18 protein-coding genes and 2 pseudogenes are annotated in these 17,647 nt (G+C 62.7%); 14 read left to right on the forward strand and 6 right to left on the reverse strand.

Annotated features, from left to right (window positions below; all coding sequences use genetic code 11):
• Positions 1-30: 30 nt before the first annotated feature.
• From guaB to ACP15N_RS00205, 6 genes are all read left to right on the forward strand, one after another.
• Positions 31-1,485 carry an IMP dehydrogenase gene (gene guaB / locus ACP15N_RS00180; RefSeq protein WP_425090196.1) on the forward strand — a complete coding sequence of 485 codons (1,455 nt, stop codon included), beginning with the start codon at positions 31-33 and terminating at the stop codon, positions 1,483-1,485.
• Positions 1,486-1,491: 6 nt separating this feature from the next.
• Positions 1,492-2,667, forward strand: coding sequence for an RsmB/NOP family class I SAM-dependent RNA methyltransferase (locus tag ACP15N_RS00185; RefSeq protein ID WP_425090197.1), 1,176 nt, complete (start codon positions 1,492-1,494; stop codon positions 2,665-2,667).
• 122 nt (positions 2,668-2,789) lie between these two features.
• Positions 2,790-5,096, forward strand: coding sequence for an ATP-binding protein (locus ACP15N_RS00190; protein WP_425090198.1), 2,307 nt, complete (start codon positions 2,790-2,792; stop codon positions 5,094-5,096).
• Positions 5,097-5,274: 178 nt separating this feature from the next.
• Positions 5,275-6,357 (forward strand): recombinase RecA, encoded by a 1,083-nt coding sequence (gene recA / locus ACP15N_RS00195; protein WP_425090199.1) that lies wholly within the window; start codon positions 5,275-5,277, stop codon positions 6,355-6,357.
• Positions 6,358-6,502: 145 nt separating this feature from the next.
• Positions 6,503-9,169, forward strand: coding sequence for an alanine--tRNA ligase (gene alaS / locus ACP15N_RS00200; RefSeq protein WP_425090200.1), 2,667 nt, complete (start codon positions 6,503-6,505; stop codon positions 9,167-9,169).
• A 3-nt stretch (positions 9,170-9,172) separates the two neighbouring features.
• The gene (locus tag ACP15N_RS00205) at positions 9,173-9,460 is read left to right on the forward strand and encodes a DUF1330 domain-containing protein (protein WP_425090201.1); all 288 of its coding nucleotides are present in this window, start codon (positions 9,173-9,175) and stop codon (positions 9,458-9,460) included.
• 4 nt (positions 9,461-9,464) lie between these two features.
• Here ACP15N_RS00205 and ACP15N_RS00210 read toward each other — a convergent pair whose 3' ends face one another.
• The 6 genes from ACP15N_RS00210 to ACP15N_RS00235 form a co-directional block, all read right to left on the reverse strand.
• Complete coding sequence (locus ACP15N_RS00210; RefSeq protein WP_425090202.1) at positions 9,465-9,809, reverse strand: hypothetical protein; 345 nt, start codon at positions 9,807-9,809, stop codon at positions 9,465-9,467.
• On the reverse strand, positions 9,806-10,348 hold the full coding sequence (locus tag ACP15N_RS00215; protein ID WP_425090203.1) for a hypothetical protein: 543 nt from the start codon (positions 10,346-10,348) through the stop codon (positions 9,806-9,808). Before ACP15N_RS00215 ends, ACP15N_RS00210 begins: the two co-directional genes overlap by 4 nt.
• A gap of 56 nt (positions 10,349-10,404) precedes the next feature.
• The gene (locus tag ACP15N_RS00220) at positions 10,405-10,734 is read right to left on the reverse strand and encodes a DMT family transporter (protein WP_425090204.1); all 330 of its coding nucleotides are present in this window, start codon (positions 10,732-10,734) and stop codon (positions 10,405-10,407) included.
• A gap of 75 nt (positions 10,735-10,809) precedes the next feature.
• The gene (locus tag ACP15N_RS00225; RefSeq protein ID WP_425090205.1) at positions 10,810-11,538 is read right to left on the reverse strand and encodes a VIT1/CCC1 transporter family protein; all 729 of its coding nucleotides are present in this window, start codon (positions 11,536-11,538) and stop codon (positions 10,810-10,812) included.
• A gap of 56 nt (positions 11,539-11,594) precedes the next feature.
• Positions 11,595-11,828, reverse strand: a complete 234-nt coding sequence (locus ACP15N_RS00230) for a hypothetical protein (protein ID WP_425090206.1) — start codon at positions 11,826-11,828, stop codon at positions 11,595-11,597.
• A gap of 8 nt (positions 11,829-11,836) precedes the next feature.
• Positions 11,837-12,490 carry an alpha/beta hydrolase gene (locus ACP15N_RS00235; RefSeq protein WP_425090207.1) on the reverse strand — a complete coding sequence of 218 codons (654 nt, stop codon included), beginning with the start codon at positions 12,488-12,490 and terminating at the stop codon, positions 11,837-11,839.
• Positions 12,491-12,667: 177 nt separating this feature from the next.
• On the opposite strand from ACP15N_RS00235, the gene ACP15N_RS00240 reads away from it, so the two are divergent.
• The 8 genes and pseudogenes from ACP15N_RS00240 to ACP15N_RS00275 all read left to right on the forward strand — a co-directional run.
• Positions 12,668-13,126 (forward strand): Rrf2 family transcriptional regulator, encoded by a 459-nt coding sequence (locus tag ACP15N_RS00240; protein WP_425090208.1) that lies wholly within the window; start codon positions 12,668-12,670, stop codon positions 13,124-13,126.
• 2 nt (positions 13,127-13,128) lie between these two features.
• Positions 13,129-14,175 carry a cysteine desulfurase family protein gene (locus tag ACP15N_RS00245; RefSeq protein ID WP_425090209.1) on the forward strand — a complete coding sequence of 349 codons (1,047 nt, stop codon included), beginning with the start codon at positions 13,129-13,131 and terminating at the stop codon, positions 14,173-14,175.
• Between the two features lie 81 nt (positions 14,176-14,256).
• Positions 14,257-15,768: a Fe-S cluster assembly protein SufB gene (sufB, locus tag ACP15N_RS00250; RefSeq protein ID WP_425090210.1), complete on the forward strand. Its 1,512-nt coding sequence runs from the start codon at positions 14,257-14,259 to the stop codon at positions 15,766-15,768.
• Positions 15,769-15,795: 27 nt separating this feature from the next.
• Positions 15,796-15,999 (forward strand): hypothetical protein, encoded by a 204-nt coding sequence (locus ACP15N_RS00255; RefSeq protein WP_425090211.1) that lies wholly within the window; start codon positions 15,796-15,798, stop codon positions 15,997-15,999.
• A complete protein-coding gene (locus tag ACP15N_RS00260; RefSeq protein ID WP_425090212.1) occupies positions 15,996-16,196 on the forward strand; it encodes a hypothetical protein in 201 nt (66 codons plus the stop codon). The genes ACP15N_RS00255 and ACP15N_RS00260 overlap by 4 nt, the downstream gene beginning before the upstream one ends.
• A gap of 118 nt (positions 16,197-16,314) precedes the next feature.
• Positions 16,315-16,515, forward strand: coding sequence for a hypothetical protein (locus tag ACP15N_RS00265; RefSeq protein ID WP_425090213.1), 201 nt, complete (start codon positions 16,315-16,317; stop codon positions 16,513-16,515).
• Positions 16,512-16,820: pseudogene (locus tag ACP15N_RS00270) on the forward strand (heavy metal-binding domain-containing protein); the annotation flags it as partial. The gene ACP15N_RS00265 and the pseudogene ACP15N_RS00270, both read left to right, overlap by 4 nt.
• A 255-nt stretch (positions 16,821-17,075) precedes the next feature.
• A pseudogene (locus ACP15N_RS00275) lies at positions 17,076-17,645 on the forward strand (FkbM family methyltransferase); the annotation flags it as partial.
• Positions 17,646-17,647: the final 2 nt, after the last annotated feature.

A 17,647-nucleotide genomic window follows, 5' to 3' on the forward strand; every position in this document is an offset into this window, starting at 1 on the left:
CGCCAAACGATGCCCCTGCAGGAGATTGGGATGCGGATTCGCGAGGCTCTCACATTCGACGACGTTCTATTGGTCCCGGCGGCCAGCACGGTGCTGCCGTCGGATGCCGACACGCGCACGCAGGTGACCAAGTCGATCCAGTTGAACATCCCGCTGCTCAGTTCCGCCATGGATACGGTGACCGAGGCGCGGATGGCGATTGCAATGGCGCAGGCGGGCGGCATGGGCGTACTGCACCGGAACCTGACGGTGGACGAGCAGCAGAAACAGGTGCGGCAGGTCAAACGCTTTGAATCCGGCGTGGTCTACAACCCCGTCACCTTGCGCGCCGACCAGACACTGGCGGACGCCAAGGCCCTGATGGATCGCTACAAGATCACCGGGTTTCCGGTGATCGACGACGCGCGGCAGATCGTCGGGATCGTTACCAACCGCGATATGCGGTTTGCCACGGATGACAGCACGCCGGTCTCCGTGATGATGACCTCCAACGATCTGGCGATCCTGCGAGAGCCTGCCGATCTTGAGGAAGCCCGCTCGCTGATGCGGGCACGGCGGATCGAAAAAATTCTGATCGTCGACAAGAACGGCAAGCTGACCGGGTTGCTGACCATCAAGGACATCGAGCAGGCGGTGCTGAACCCGCAGGCCTGCAAGGACGAGTTGGGCCGCCTGCGCGTGGCGGCGGCCACGACCGTGGGGGATGCCGGGTTCGAGCGCACCGAGGCGCTGGTCGATGCGGGCGTTGACCTGGTGGTGATCGACACCGCGCACGGGCATTCCGAAGGTGTTGCGCGCGCGGTGGAACGGGTCAAGAAGCTCAGCAATACCGTGCAGGTGGTCGCTGGCAACGTGGCGACCGGCGAGGCGACGCGCGCCCTGATCGGCGCGGGGGCGGACGCGGTGAAGGTCGGGATTGGTCCCGGGTCCATCTGCACCACGCGGATCGTGGCCGGCGTCGGTGTGCCGCAACTGACCGCCATCATGGATTGCGCCGAAGGCGCGGCAGATACTGGCACTCCGGTGATTGCGGATGGTGGCATCAAGTATTCGGGCGATTTTGCCAAGGCCATTGCCGCCGGTGCGCACTGCGCCATGGTTGGCAGCATGATCGCGGGCACGGACGAATCCCCCGGCGAGGTCATCCTGTATCAGGGCCGGTCGTTCAAATCCTATCGGGGGATGGGGTCTCTCGGAGCGATGGCACGCGGTTCGGCGGACCGGTATTTCCAGAAAGACGCCGCCTCTGACAAACTGGTGCCCGAAGGCATCGAAGGGCAGGTGCCCTACAAGGGCTCTGCGGGCGCGGTCGTGCACCAGTTGGTCGGCGGGTTGCGGGCCGCGATGGGCTATACCGGGGCGGAAACCATCGACCAAATGCGCACACAGGCGAATTTCGTGCGGATCACCGGGTCGGGCCTGAAGGAAAGCCATGTCCACGATGTGCAGATCACCCGCGAGAGCCCGAATTACCGGCTGGGATAGGCGCGCATGACGCCCGCAGCGCGCGTGCAGGCCGCCATCGACGTTCTGGATCAGGTGCTGGATGGCGCGCCCGCGGAACGCGCGTTGACCCGGTGGGCGCGGTCCAGCCGTTTTGCGGGATCAAAGGATCGCGCAGCCGTGCGCGACCATGTATTCGATGCCCTGCGCCGACGCGAGAGCGCAGCCTGGGCCGGCGGCGGTTTGACCGGGCGCGGCCTCATGCTGGGTGTGCTGCGGTTGCAGGGGGTCGATCCGAGCACAGTGTTCACCGGCGCAGGATACGGGCCCGCGCCCCTTTCTGTTTCCGAGGCGTCATCGGTGCGCGATCCCGCCGCCGCGCCGGAGGCAGCGCAGCATGACGTGCCCGCGTGGATGTTGCCCCTGTTCAAGGAGGGACTGGGGAAGGACTGGCGTGCGGTGCTGCCGCTGTTCGTAGCGCGCGCGCCGCTCGATTTGCGGGTCAACACCTTGCGGGTGGATCTGGCCGATGCGCAAGAGGCGCTGGCGCTGGAGGGGGTCGAAACCCGGGTCATCGACGGTGTGCCCACAGCCCTGAGGGTCACGCGCGGGGCGCGGCATGTGGCACGGTCTCGCGCTTTTGCGCAGGGTCTGGTGGAGGTTCAGGATGCCTCCAGCCAGGCGGCGGTGCTGGCCTGCGGCGTGACGCAGGGCGCACAGGTTATGGACTATTGTGCGGGTGGTGGGGGCAAGGCGCTGGCGCTTGCAGCTCTTAGCAGGGCACCGGTGATGGTCCATGATGTGGATGCGGCCCGAATGGGCGATATCCCCATCCGCGCAGAACGCGCCGGGGCGCTGTGCCCGATCTGGGATGGACAGGGCCGGTTTGACCTCGTGTTCGTCGATGCGCCGTGCAGCGGCAGTGGGACATGGCGGCGCGCGCCCGATGCGAAATGGCGGCTGACGCCGGACCGGTTGGCCGAGTTGACCGCGCTGCAAGCGCAGGTTCTGAACGAAGCGGCGCAAGCGGTGGCCCCTGGCGGCCGCCTTGCTTACGCAACCTGTTCGGTTTTCGCCGACGAGAATGGCGCGCAGGTGACGGCGTTTTGTGCTGCCGACCCCGCATGGTCCGTGGTGGCGCAACACCAGTTCGATCCGCGCAGTGCAGGCGATGGGTTTTTCCTCGCCATTCTGGAACGCCAATCCGGAGCGCAACAACTTTAGGTTGAAAATGCGATCGTGTTAATCCACGGTTAAGCGGAGATCGCGTTTCTTGAAGCAGGTTAAGTGCGGAGTGCGCGTTGGCACGCTGGAAGGTCAAAGACAAAATCTCCCCGATTCTTGCGATGATACAGCGTCGCAAGAAGGCCGCCTTGGCGTGCTCGGGCGGGATTGGCATCGGCTTGGCCACGGTGCTGTTGTCCGGATATGCCGAAACAATCGGCATTCTGGTATCCCTGACACTTCTGGCCGTACCCCTATTGCAGGAGGCGCAGCGGCTTTGGGCGACGCGCCCGACCGATCCGAAACTCACTGCGGTGTTTTCGTTTCTGGAGGATGACCGCGTGCCCTCGCTCGCGTTGGACCCGGATCAGGACGTGATCTGGATGAATTCCGCTGCGCGGCACGCGTATCCGGACCTTGCGACAAAGGGCGTCGCAAAAGCACTTGAAGGTCTCAGCAAGGAGATTGCGCCGGCGGTGCGGCGTTTGCGGCGGGCGGCGTCGCTCGGACGGGTCGCGGACGAGGCTCTCGTGACCCGCCATGGGCACGTCCGGCTGGTGATGCGCGGCTACAAGGGCGATACCCATCTGCTGCGGATCGAGCCCGTCGCAATGCGCGAGGAGGCGAGCCTGTCTCACGGACCGGTGCCGATGCTCTCCGTCAGCCGGTCTGGAACGGTGCTGGCCATGAACGAAGCGCTGCGACGGCATCTGGGCAAACGTGCGCGCCGGGTGGAGGATGTGTTCGTGGCCCCCCCCGCCATCGGAGATACCAGCGCGGTGTTGCGGTCCGAAAGCGCCGACATGCCGGTGCTGCTGCACCAGCGTCCCCTCAGCGCCGGGCGGCGCGAGATTGCCGTTATCCCGACACCGGAGATGACGCCCGCGGCGCCGCTTGACGGGTTGGAGACAATCCCGGTTGCGGTTCTGAAGCTGTCCAAGACCGGCGCGATCCTCGACAGCAACCGGGCTGCGCGCCAGTTGCTGAACATGACCAACACCGGGGAGGGCGCGTTGTTTTCCGAACTCGTCACCGGGTTGGGGCGGTCGGTATCGGAATGGCTCACGGATGCTTTCCAGGCGCATCATCCCTTGCAGCCCGAGGTGATGCGGCTGCGCGACACGGCGCAGGAAAGCTATCTGCAAGTGACTCTGAGCCGGACAGATGGCCCCAATGGCGCGGCGCTGATGGCGGTTCTGCACGACGCGACGGAGCTGAAGACGCTTGAAGCCCAGTTTGTCCAGAGCCAGAAAATGCAAGCCATCGGACAGCTTGCTGGCGGCGTGGCACATGACTTCAACAACTTGCTGACCGCGATTTCGGGCCATTGCGACCTGATCCTGCTGCGCCACGATCAGGGGGATCCGGATTATGGCGACCTGTTGCAGATCAACCAGAACGCCAACCGCGCGGCGAGCCTCGTCGGCCAGTTGCTGGCATTCTCACGCAAACAGACGCTCCAGCCGGAGATCCTCGACATTCGCGATACGTTGTCGGACCTGACGCATTTGCTGAACCGGCTCGTCGGGGAAAAAGTACAGCTGACGCTGGTGAACGAACCGGACCTTGCGCATCTGCGGGCGGACAAGCGCCAGCTTGAACAGGTTTTGATGAACCTCGTGGTAAATGCGCGCGACGCAATGCCCGATGGCGGTGAAATCATCGTGGAAACCAAGTCGGTGAACCTTGACGAACCGGTGACGCGCGCGCGGGTGACCCTGCCTGCGGGCGACTACATCTGCGTCACCGTCACCGATCAGGGTGTCGGCATCCCGCGCGACAAGATCGGTAAGATATTCGAGCCCTTCTACACCACAAAGCGCACGGGCGAGGGGACGGGGTTGGGTCTTTCGACCGCCTACGGAATCGTGAAGCAATCGGGCGGCTTCATTTTCGCCGAAAGCGTTGTCGGAAAGGGCACGGCATTCGAATTGTTCTTTCCGGCGCATCATGCCGTGGCGTCCGCAACCCCGGTCGGCGTCATGCAGGACGAGGCGCGCGGCAACAGCGCCGGCGAGGGTGTGGTGCTGTTGGTCGAAGACGAAGCGCCCGTGCGGGCGTTTGCCGCCCGCGCCCTGCGTCTGAACGGCTTCACCGTGCTGGAGGCTGAGAATGGCGAGATGGCCCTCCACCTGCTGGAAAACCCCAGCCTGAGCGTCGATCTTTTCGTTTCGGATGTGGTAATGCCGGGCGTGGACGGGCCGACATGGGTACGCGAGGCGCTCAAGTCGCGCGAAGGGACGCCTGTGGTCTTCATGTCGGGCTATGCCGAGGACCTTCTGCCGGGGGCCGAAGCCGAATTGCCGAATTCCACGTTTTTGCAGAAGCCGTTCTCACTCAAGCAACTCACTGCAACGGTTCACAGCCGGATCGGCACCGGGGCTGCGCCGACCGCGCTGCCCGAGCCTGCACCGTCAGAGGTCGCCTGAGCGGCCTGAGGTGATAACCTCTTGTTAACCAATGATTGTCAGGCTGATGCCTGCAGGCCCGTTCGGCCTGTGCTTTTTCATCTTGCAATGTTCTCTTTTTGATCTCATAAAATGGGAACAAGGCAAGAACAAAGCAGTATTTGCCGGGCGCGGCCGGGCATGAAATAAGGGGCTGACCATGGCTATAGAGAGTCTTCTCGACGTGACGAACAAAGGTAATTCGGACAAGCAGAAGGCGCTCGACAGCGCGCTTGCCCAGATCGAACGCCAGTTTGGCAAAGGCTCCATCATGAAGCTCGGGGCGGACAGCCCTGTTGCCGAAATCGAGGCAACGTCAACCGGCTCGCTCGGTCTGGACATTGCCCTGGGTATCGGCGGTCTGCCCAAGGGCCGCATCATCGAGATTTACGGGCCGGAAAGTTCCGGCAAGACCACGCTGACCCTGCATTGCGTGGCCGAAGAACAAAAAAAAGGCGGTGTGTGCGCGTTTGTGGATGCCGAGCACGCGCTTGACCCGCAATACGCCCGCAAGCTGGGCGTCGATCTGGACGAACTTCTGATCTCGCAGCCAGATACCGGAGAGCAGGCGCTTGAAATCACCGACACACTGGTGCGCTCCGGTGCGGTCAGCATGGTTGTCGTCGACTCGGTAGCGGCCCTGACGCCGAAATCCGAACTCGAGGGGGACATGGGGGATGCGCAGGTGGGCGCACAGGCACGTTTGATGAGCCAGGCGATGCGGAAGCTGACGGGGTCCATCTCGAAATCCAACTGCATGGTGATCTTCATCAACCAGATCCGGATGAAGATCGGCGTCATGTTCGGATCGCCCGAAACAACGACGGGGGGCAATGCGCTCAAGTTTTACTCGTCCGTACGCCTCGATATCCGCCGCATCGGCGCGATCAAGGACCGCGACGAAGTGGTCGGCAACACGACCCGTGTCAAGGTGGTCAAGAACAAGGTCGCCCCGCCGTTCAAGCAGGTCGAATTCGACATCATGTATGGCGAGGGCATTTCGAAAATGGGCGAGTTGCTCGACCTCGGCGTGAAGGCCGGTATCGTGGAGAAGTCTGGCTCGTGGTTCTCCTACGGCGATGAACGCATCGGCCAGGGACGCAACAACGCCAAGGATTTCCTGAAGGAGAATCCAGCCGTAGCACTTGATATCGAAGACAAGATTCGTGCGGCGCACGGCCTCGACTTCTCGATGCCGGAAGGCGCTGGTGCCGATGACGATGACGATCTTGTAGATGGCTGACGCCTGACGCCCGAGACGGTTCGAAACATGCATGAGCAACGGCCCGGAGACACACCCTTCGGGCCGTTTTGCATGGGCATAGGCGGTGGACAGCGATTTGTCCCACGGCTACACCGGGTGGACCCAAGTCAGACCGGATACCCTGATGCCGAGCCTTAACGATATTCGTACCACTTTCCTTGACTATTTCGGCAGCAACGATCACGCGGTGGTCGACAGCTCGCCGCTTGTGCCGCGCAATGATCCGACGTTGATGTTCACCAACGCGGGCATGGTCCAATTCAAGAACGTCTTTACCGGGCTCGAGACGCGCGATTACACCCGGGCCACGACCAGCCAGAAATGCGTCCGCGCCGGTGGCAAGCACAACGACCTGGACAATGTCGGATATACCGCGCGGCACCATACCTTCTTTGAAATGCTGGGCAATTTCAGCTTTGGGGACTATTTCAAGGAAGACGCGATCCCCTTTGCCTGGGACCTGATCACCAAGGAATTCGGCATCAACAAGGACCGGTTGCTGGTTACGGTCTATCACACCGATAACGAGGCCGCGGAAATCTGGAAAAAGCACGCGGGCCTGCCGGATGACCGGATCATTCGCATTCCCACGAACGACAATTTCTGGATGATGGGGCCGACGGGGCCGTGCGGCCCGTGTACCGAAATCTTCTATGACCACGGCGACCATATCTGGGGTGGCCCCCCGGGCAGCCCCGAAGAGGACGGCGACCGGTTCATCGAGATCTGGAACCTCGTCTTCATGCAGTTCGAGCAGTTCGAGGACGGCACGCGTGACCCGCTGCCGAAACCGTCGATCGACACTGGCATGGGGTTGGAACGGATCGCCGCCTTGCTGCAGGGCAGCCACGACAATTATGACACCGATTTGTTCAAGGCGCTGATCGAGGCGTCGGCGCATGCCACGTCGGTCGATCCGTACGGGGATCGCAACGTGCATCACCGGGTGATTGCGGACCATCTGCGATCCACGTCGTTCCTGATCGCGGATGGGGTGATGCCCTCGAACGAGGGGCGGGGGTATGTGCTGCGTCGGATCATGCGTCGTGCGATGCGGCATGCGCACCTGTTGGGCGCGGCGGATCCGTTGATGCACCGTCTGGTCCCGGCGCTTGTCGGTCAGATGGGGCAGGCCTACCCGGAACTGGGCCGTGCGCAGGCCCTGATCGAGGAGACGCTGCTGCTGGAGGAGACGCGGTTCCGCCAGACACTGGACCGTGGGCTCAAGCTGCTGGACGAGGAATTGGCGCAGTTGCCCGAGGCCGCAGCATTGCCGGGCAAAACGGCATTCAAGCTGTATGACACGTACGGGTTTCCGCTGGATCTGACGCAGGATGCGCTGCGCGAGAAAGGCCGCGAGGTCGAGACGGACGGGTTTGATGCCGCGATGGAGGCGCAGAAGGCCAAGGCGCGGGCGGCGTGGTCTGGCTCGGGGGAAGCCGCGGACGCGAGCGTATGGTTCGACATTCAGGAAGCGCACGGGACGACGGAGTTTCTGGGCTACGACACCGAGGTTGCCGAAGGGCAGGTTCTGGCTCTGGTCGTGGACGGGGCACAAGTTGATGCGATTGCGGCCGGGTCTGAAGGGTGGGTCGTGCTGAACCAGACCCCGTTCTACGCCGAAAGCGGCGGTCAGGTGGGCGATAGCGGCAGTTATCTGACGACAGAGGACTCCGGCAGCATCGCCGATACGCAGAAGATGGGCGGCGGTGTGTTTGCGCACAAGGTGACGTGCGGCAAGACCGGGTTGAAGAAGGGAGACGTGCTGGAGTTGCGTGTGGATCACGCACGGCGCAGCGATATACGCGCCAACCATTCGGCAACGCACCTTCTGCATGAGGCGCTGCGGCAAACACTTGGTGAGCACGTGGCGCAGCGCGGCTCCTTGAATGCGCCTGATCGCCTGAGGTTCGATTTCAGCCACTCCGCGGCGCTGACTTTGGATCAGCTGGCGCAGGTCGAGGCGGATGTGAACGCCTATATCCGTCAGAATTCTCGTGTCGAGACCCGGATCATGACCCCCGACGATGCGCGCGCGCTGGGGGCGCAGGCCTTGTTCGGCGAGAAATACGGCGACGAGGTGCGTGTCGTGTCGATGGGCCAGCAGGCCAATTCCGGCAAAGGCGTTCAGGGCCAGACGTATTCACTGGAGCTATGCGGCGGTACGCATGTGCGCCAGACCGGCGATATCGGCGTGTTCGTCACGCTCGGCGACAGCGCATCCTCCTCCGGGGTTCGTCGGATCGAGGCGCTGACCGGCGCGGCGGCGTTCGCGTATCTGAGCCAGCAGGACAACCGGTTGGCGGAAACTGCGTTGAGCCTGAAGGCGCAGCCGGGCGATGTGCCCGAGCGGGTGCGCGCGCTTCTGGAGGAGCGAAAATCCCTGCAGAACGAAGTGGCGCAATTGCGCCGTGAACTGGCCATGGCTGGAGGCGCGTCCGGGGCAGCCGGACCACAGGCGGAAGATGTGAACGGGGTTCGTTTCCTCGGTCAAAGCCTGTCGGGTGTGTCGGGCAAGGATCTGCCCGCGCTTATCGATGAACATAAGGCCCGCATGGGATCGGGAGCGATCGTGCTGATTGCGGATGCGGGGGGCAAGGCTGCGGTGGCGGCTGGCGTCACGGCAGACATGACCGACCGCATCTCAGCCGTGGATCTCGTGCGCGCGGCAGTGGAGGCTTTGGGCGGCAAGGGCGGCGGTGGCCGTCCGGACATGGCACAGGGCGGGGGCAAGGACCCTGCGCAGGCCGAAGCGGCGCTCGCTGCGGCCAGAGCGGTAATCGGAGGCTGAGACATGGGCGCACTCTGGATATCGCACGTGCACGTGACCGACCCGGACCAGTATGGCGAATACGCCAAACGCGCGACCGGCGCGATCGCGGCCTTTGGCGGCGTCTTTCTGGCGCGCGGAGGGGCGTACACGCAAATGGAAGGCCCGACGCGCGAGCGCAACGTCGTGGTCCGGTTCGAAAGCCGCGCGCAGGCCGAGGCATGCTATGCCTCGCCCGCCTATCAAGAGGCGCTGAGTTTTGCCAAAGCCGCGTCCGAGCGGGAACTGGTGATCGTCGAGGAACTCGACTAGGCGGTCATCGCCCGCGGCCTCCGCCCGGTCGGCCACCGGGGCGACTGGGACGCGTGGGCTTGTGCGTCGGCGGTCGCACGTTCGGGGGCTTTGCAACGGGCGGTTTGGGTCTGTCCGGGCGCGCGGGTCTGTCGGGGCGACCCGGACGATTGTCCACATCGATGTCGATATTCACATTCCCGCCGTGGCGGTAATAGTCGTTCCAGTAGAACGGTGAATTGTACCCGTAGTTATAGCCGACACCGACGCCGACAGAGGTCACTTCGCAGCCGGCGACGGCACAGCAGATTACCACGGCACCGCCAAGTTTGACGACGCGGTTCGAAAGGGGCGTGCGCTTGGGTGTCATCGGGCGGCCCTAACGCTGGCGAAGGTTTCGTTCAACTGCGCGACAAGGGCCGGGTCGGCACCCTGTTCGGCGATGCCCGCGACGATGCCGACATTCTGCCCCGGCAAGTCCAGAACGGCGATCGTGAACGCGATGTCACGACCGTCGCGACGCCCGGTTCCCTTGATCAGATGCGCGGCCATGCCGCCGATCCGACCGGGACCTGTCGAGGTGATCTCGGGCGTCGTCGTCAGGAATTGCCCGATCTCGGCCAGGTAGGCCCGTCCTTCGGCCACGGTTCGGATGCCCCGTGGCGAGAAAGCCCCGATCCATACGTCAGGCTCTACCGTCGGATGCGCCGACATGATCTGCGGCGCGGGGCGCGCGATATCCTCATCCGGCGGGGTGATCAGGCGCTCGCCCCCGGTTTTCAGGGTCCAGAAGTCCGGGATCAACATGGAGAAAAGCGTCCGCCCGTCCAGCACGTAGCTGGCACGGACGTCGGCGGCGACAGGGGTGGCCAGCGCAAGCGCGGCACACAAGGTCAGGGCACGTTTCATGGCCCGGAGCATCGGGGCAAAGCGCGCGCCGGGTCAAGCGTTGATTGCAGCGTGGATCAATGGGTAATCGTGGATGAAAACAGATAGATAATGATCACGCCGCAGATGATCATCCCCATGCCAAGCAGCGCCGGCAGGTCGAGTTTCTGGCCGAATACGACCCACCCGACCGTGCCGATCAGCACGATCCCAAGGCCCGACCATGTCGCGTAGACAAGGCCGAGGGGCAGGGATTTGAGGGTGAGCGACAGGAAATAGAAACTGGCGGAGTAGCTGGCAACCACGAGAACGGAAGGGCCGGTTCGGGTAAATTGCTGGCTGCCTTGCAATGCGGCGGTGCCGATCACCTCGGTCACGATTGCGCAGAACAGAAAGACGTAATGCATGTTGGAAATCCGCGATCAGAGCATGTGTCCGACCTACGCTCAATTCCAGGAGTTGGCCATCTAAATCATCGTGCGTCACCCCCCGCCGACGACCCACCCGACCACATAGGCGACTAGTGCGCAGGTGCCGCCGATCAGAAGTGTTTCGGCGATGCACCGCGCCATCCGTTCGCCCGTGACTGCGCCGCGAAGAATGCCCAGCGCCAGCAGGGCGAGCGAGGTGGCGATGACCGACTGGGCAAACAGTTCCGGCCGCGGGTCCGACAGGAAGTAGGGGACAAGGGGGATCGCGCCGAAAACGACAAAGGAGACAAAGGTGAAAAGTGCATTTCTGGCCGGGTTCGCATCGCTTGGGTTCGCCATGCCAAATTCATAGGACATCATGAAATCGGCCATCAGGCGCGGGTGTCTGGCCAGTTCCTGCGACAGGCGCTCGGCGTCTGCACCGGTCACACCGCGATGGGCCAGAAGGGCGATGACCTCCTGACGTTCGGCCTCCGGTTCGGTTTCGATCAGGTGAAGTTCCTGCGCCCGGGTGGCGTTGTAGACATCCCGCTCGGACCGTGATGACAGAAACTCCCCCAGGCCCATGGCGGTTGCATCGGCGAAAAGGTTCGCCAGACCGAACAGGATAACCGCAAGCGCCCCGACCTGCGCGGCCCCCTCGGCCCCGGCACCGGTAAACCCGGCCACCACGGCAAAGGTCGTGACGATCCCGTCATTGCCGCCATAGACGATCTGGCGCACGTTTTCCTGAAGGCGGCCGATGCCGTGGACGTCGCGTCGGTGGGTCTCGATGTCCATGGCGGTGTGTCGGTCCCTGTGCTGGCACTCAAGCTGGCTGGGATGCGGTTAGCGCATCATGTCGTATCTGTCGCGGTTTTCGCCTGCGCCCGGACCTGCTCAAGGTATTTGCGGGCCCGCAACTCGGCCTGCCGCACGCGGACGGAGGTCAGGTAAGCTTCCTGCATGGTCGAGGAGGACGCGCCGAGTTGTTCGCCGACAAGGCGCACGAGTTGTTCGTCGCCAAGTTCCTCTGCCGCCGCGATCGTATCGCGGGCAAGGTCATCTGCAAGGTCTTCGATAACGCCCATGCTGCGCCTCAGCGACTGCTTTCGGTCAGGCGGCGGCGCACGTAGTCATCCACCGAACCGATCAAGGTTTCCATATGCGGGTCGCCGAAGAAGTGATCCGCCCCCTCGACTTCCTGATGGGTGATCGTGATGCCCTTCTGCTCGTGCAGTTTGCGCACGAGGCCCTGCGTATCGGAGGGCGGCGCGACCCGGTCGGAAGAGCCGTTGATGATCAGGCCCGAAGACGGGCAGGGCGCGAGGAACGAGAAGTCATACATGTTTGCGGGCGGGCTGACAGAGATGAACCCGGTGATTTCGGGACGCCGCATCAGGAGCTGCATGCCGATCCACGCTCCAAAGCTGAAGCCCGCGACCCAGCAGTGCTTGGAATTCGGGTTCATCGACTGCAGGTAATCAAGCGCGGAGGCCGCGTCCGACAACTCGCCCACGCCCTGGTCATACTCGCCCTGGCTGCGTCCGACGCCCCGGAAATTGAACCGCAGCACCGTGAAGCCCATGTTGTAGAACGCGTAATGCATGTTGTAGACGACGCGGTTGTTCATCGTGCCGCCGAACTGCGGGTGCGGATGCAGGATGATCGCGATCGGGGCGTCTTTTTCTTTCTGCGGATGGTAACGCCCCTCGAGCCGGCCCTCCGGCCCCGGAAAAATCACTTCGGGCATGTCGTCTCCGTCCCCTCTGACCGTCTTCTTTCCGGCAATTCTTGACGAAACTGCTCGGACAACCTAGAACCGTTCTAAATTACGCGGTTATGCGCTCGGTCCCAACGAAGTAAGGAACCGGGCGGGCAACGTCAATGCGAGGGATGCGTTTGCCGCGCAGGCGCAGTGGGGGAATTCATGAAACTGAGCACGAAGGGGCGCTATGCGATGGTTGCGCTGGCCGATCTGGCGGAGCATTCCACCGATCGTCTTGTCGCGCTTGGCGAGATTGCAGAGCGGCAGGATATTTCACTCACGTATCTCGAACAGTTGTTCGTGAAACTGCGTCGCGCCAATCTCGTTGAAGCCGTGCGCGGCCCCGGGGGGGGATATCGGCTGGCCCGGTCGCCGGATGCGATCCGGGTATCGGATATCTTCGAGGCGGTGGATGAGACCATCAGCGCGATGCACACGGGTGCCGGCGCATCGGGCGGCAAGTCGGGCTCACGCGCGCAGTCAATGACCAACCGTCTGTGGGAAGGTCTTAGCGCGCATGTCTACGTGTTCCTGCACCAGACGCGATTGTCGGATGTGGTCGCCAACCAGTTGGCGCCATGCCCTGCGGTTCCCAACCTGTTCGCCATCGTTGACGAGTGAGCATGGCGGGGCGCACCTATCTTGACTGGAATGCCACCGCGCCGCTGCGCCCCGAGGCGCGCGACGCAATGGTGGCTGCGATGGATGTGGTCGGCAACCCGTCCTCCGTTCATGCGGAAGGGCGCGCCGCGAAAGCCATGATGGAAAAGGCGCGGGCTCAGATCCTGTCGGCCATGGGCGCCGATGATTGTGACCTCGTTTTCGTCTCCGGCGCAACTGAAGGGGCCGCCTTGGCCTGTGCAGGCCGCGCGCTGCACTGCGCCGAGATCGAACATGACGCGGTTCTGGGGCAATGCACCGTTGACCTGCCTGTCAATGCGCGCGGCCACGTTACCGTCACAGACCCGGCGAAGACGGCACTTCAGGCGGCGAACTCCGAAACCGGTATCCTCCAGACGCTGCCAGAGGGGCTGGCGCTGGTGGATTTCACGCAAGCTTTCGGCAAGATTCCCGTGGCGTTTTCGTGGTCCGGGGCGCAGATGGGGCTGATCTCGGCCCACAAGATTGGCGGACCGAAGGGCATCGGGGCAGTAATCCTGAGGCGTGGAGTCGATTTATCAGCCCAGATCACCGGCGGCGGCCAGGAAATGGGGTGGCGGTCCGGAACAGAAAACCTGATTGGAATCATGGGGTTTGCTGCGGCAGCTCAGGCTGCACAGCAGGACCTGTCCGATGGGCTTTGGGATGAAGTTGCTGAAATTAGAAAAATTCTAGAATTGGCTCTTCACTCCGACGGCCAACAGACTATTTTTGTCGGGAAAGACTCAGATCGTTTGCCGAACACGCTGAACATCGTGAACCCCGGTTGGAAGGGCGAAACGCAGGTGATGCAGATGGATCTGGCCGGTTTCGCGGTGAGTGCGGGGTCCGCCTGTTCCAGTGGCAAGGTGCGCACCAGTCGGGTGCTTGCGGCGATGGGGTTTGATGCGGTGGATGCCGGGTCGGCCCTGCGGGTGTCGCTGGGGCCGCGGGTGACAGAAGACGAGGTGCTGCGCTTTGCCGAAGCGTGGATCAAGGCCAGAGACCGGCACGCGGCGCGTGCTGCGTAGCGAGAACGACCAAAGGATAGCCTGTCTCAAGACGGCACGGCGAAACAGAGCCCTGCATGGGCCAACAACAAGGGTGAAGCCATGAACGCACTGAACGAGGTTGAAGTCCGCGAAGGGGTTGATCGCGAGACGGTTGAGACAGTTCAGAATGTCGGCGGCGCGTACAAGTACGGCTGGAATACCGAGATCGAGATGGAATACGCCCCCAAGGGCGTGAACCCCGATATCGTGCGGCTTATCTCCGAAAAGAACGAAGAGCCCGAGTGGATGACCGAATGGCGTCTGCAGGCGTTCGCGCGGTGGGAAAAGATGACCGAGCCGAAATGGGCAATGGTCAACTATCACGACATCGATTTTCAGGATCAGTACTATTACGCTCGCCCCAAGAGCATGATCGAAAAGCCCAAGTCGCTGGATGAGGTGGACCCGAAACTGCTGGAAACCTACAAAAAGCTGGGCATTCCATTGAAAGAGCAGGCGTTGCTGGCCGGGGTCGAGGCTCCGGAGGAAGAACGCAAGGTTGCCGTGGATGCGGTTTTTGACAGCGTATCGGTCGGAACGACCTTTCAGGAAGAGCTGAAAAAGGCCGGTGTGATCTTCTGCTCCATTTCGGAAGCGATCAAGGAACACCCCGAACTGGTCAAGAAGTACCTCGGGTCGGTCGTGCCCGTGTCCGACAATTTCTACGCAACGCTGAACTCTGCCGTGTTCTCGGATGGCTCTTTCGTCTACGTGCCGCCGGGCGTACGCTGCCCGATGGAACTGAGCACCTATTTCCGCATCAACGCGGAGAACACCGGCCAGTTCGAACGCACGCTGATCATCGCCGACAAGGGCAGCTACGTGTCGTATCTTGAGGGCTGCACGGCGCCTCAGCGCGATGTGGCGCAACTGCACGCCGCGGTGGTGGAGATCATCATCGAAGAAGATGCGGAGGTGAAGTATTCGACCGTGCAGAACTGGTATCCGGGTGACGAGAACGGCGTCGGCGGGATCTACAACTTCGTCACCAAGCGCGCCGATTGCCGCGGCGACCGGGCCAAGGTGATGTGGACGCAGGTCGAAACCGGATCCGCCGTGACATGGAAGTACCCGTCCTGCATCCTGCGCGGCGATGAGAGCCAGGGTGAGTTCTATTCCATTGCCATCGCCAACAACCACCAGCAGGCCGACACCGGCACCAAGATGGTGCATCTGGGCAAGAACACGAAGTCGCGCATCGTCTCCAAGGGGATCAGCGCGGGCGTGGCGCAGAACACCTATCGCGGTCTTGTGTCCATGCACCCCAAGGCCAAGAACGGGCGCAACTATACCCAGTGCGACAGTCTTCTGATCGGCGACAAATGCGGGGCGCACACCGTGCCGTATATCGAGGTCAAGAACAACTCGAGCCGGGTGGAGCACGAGGCAACCACGTCGAAGGTGGATGACGATCAGCTTTTCTACTGCCGCCAGCGCGGCATGGATGAGGAAGAAGCCGTCGCGCTCGTGGTCAACGGGTTCTGCAAGGAAGTCTTGCAGGCTTTGCCGATGGAGTTTGCGATGGAAGCCCAACAGCTGGTTGCCATCAGCCTCGAAGGGTCTGTGGGTTAAACCCCGCAACCAACCGGAGCACCAACCGTGACCGACGATGCGCAGAAACCAACGGGCGGCGGGCGCCCCAAGTGGTACGTGCCCCTGGCTTTCGCCGTGGCGTTTACGTTGTCGTTCATCCTGGCTGAGGTGATGGGCCCGGTCGGCGCGGTCGTCGGGCTTGGCATCGGGTCGGTGCTGGGCTGGGCTGGGGCGAAGTGGATTTATCCCGTGGACCGCGAGGACGCATGAACGTCAAGTGGCTGATTACCCCCGGCGAGCCGCGCGGACCCTGGGCCATCATGACGGCTCTGATGACGTTTGGCCTCATGACGGTGACAGCGCCGCTCTGGCAGGCTGGAGGACCGATCGTTGCGGCGATCGCGGCGGTGTTTGCCGTTGGTCTGTCGTCGGTCCTGTCCAAGATCGTGCTGGAGACGCGCAACTGATGCGTTCCCCGGATTTACCCGTGTTCGGACATGCCCCGGACGAATACGGCTCATCGGTGCTGCGGCACCACACATCGAGGCGCGGGATGCCGCGCACCATCAGGGAAGGAAGACCTACATGAGCTGGCTTTATCGGGGCGGATATATCGCGGCACTGACAGTTGTGGCCATTGTCTGCATCTTTGCACCGCAAATTTTCGGCGTCTCGCCCGAGAACTTCGGACCGCTGAAAAAGTTCATCTGGACCGGCGGCCTGATCGGCATCGTCTGGTTCGGGCATGAAATGCACTACGCTTCCAGGAAAGGCCGCTCTGCGTGATTGTCACCACCACCAATTCTGTCGAAGACCACCGCGTCACCGCCTATCACGGCGTTGTCGTCGGCGAGGCGATCATGGGCGCGAATATCGTCCGTGACCTGTTCGCCAGCGTGCGGGACGTGGTGGGTGGTCGCGCGGGCGCGTACGAAGCCAAGCTGCAGGATGCGCGCAACATCGCATTGCAGGAGCTTGAGGAGCGGGCGCAGGCGGTCGGCGGCAATGCGGTGGTTGGTGTTGATCTGGACTACGAGGTTGTGGGCGACTCGATGCTGATGGTGTCGGCCTCCGGTACGGCCGTTTCGGTCAAGCGCGCGGCGGCCAACGCATCGCCGCCTGTCGCTCAGGCGCCGGCTGCCAAGCCTGCACCACCAGCGCCCCGGCCAGCCCCCAAGCCGGATGTGGACGCGGCGGAGCCGGGCTTGCCATTTTTCCCCGGGGTGGAAATCACGGTCGCCAACATCGAGGGCAAACGTGTCCTGTTCGGGACGGATATGGAACGCGACCCGATCCAGCGTAATCACCGGCGTGGTGATTTTTACGAGTATGGCGAGCTGAAGCTGCTGCGCAACCTTGTCGACCCGGGCGGCGTGTTCGTCGATATCGGGGCCAACACCGGGAACCATTCGCTGTTCGCGGCAATGTTCATGGGCATGTCCAAGGTGATCCCGTTCGAGCCCAACCCGCTGGCCTATCGGCTGCTGCAACTCAACACGCTGCTGAACAACGTGGATGATATCGTCGTTCTCGATCATCTTGGGCTTGGTCTGGCTGATCGCGAGGCGGACGGCTACGGCATGGAGGCGCGCGACCGCAACCTTGGTGCTGCACGTATGCTGGAAGGCACAGGCGATATCCCTGTTTCCACCGGTGACGCGCAGCTTGCGGACATCACGCCGACGGTCATCAAGATCGATGTGGAAGGCATGGAGATGCGTGTTCTGCAAGGCCTGGAGCAGACCATCGCGCGCGCACAACCGGTGATGCTGGTCGAGGTGGATCAGGAAAACTACGACGCGTTCGAAGCCTTGCTGGAGCGCCTGAACTACGACGTTGCGAAAACCATTCAACGGTACAAATCAAATCGGAATTATCTCGTCGTGCCGCGACGGGATGCAGGAAAGGGAGACTAGGG

Origin of the sequence: Tropicimonas sp. S265A, assembly GCF_049800835.1 — a bacterium.
Classification (GTDB): Bacteria; Pseudomonadota; Alphaproteobacteria; order Rhodobacterales; family Rhodobacteraceae; genus Dinoroseobacter.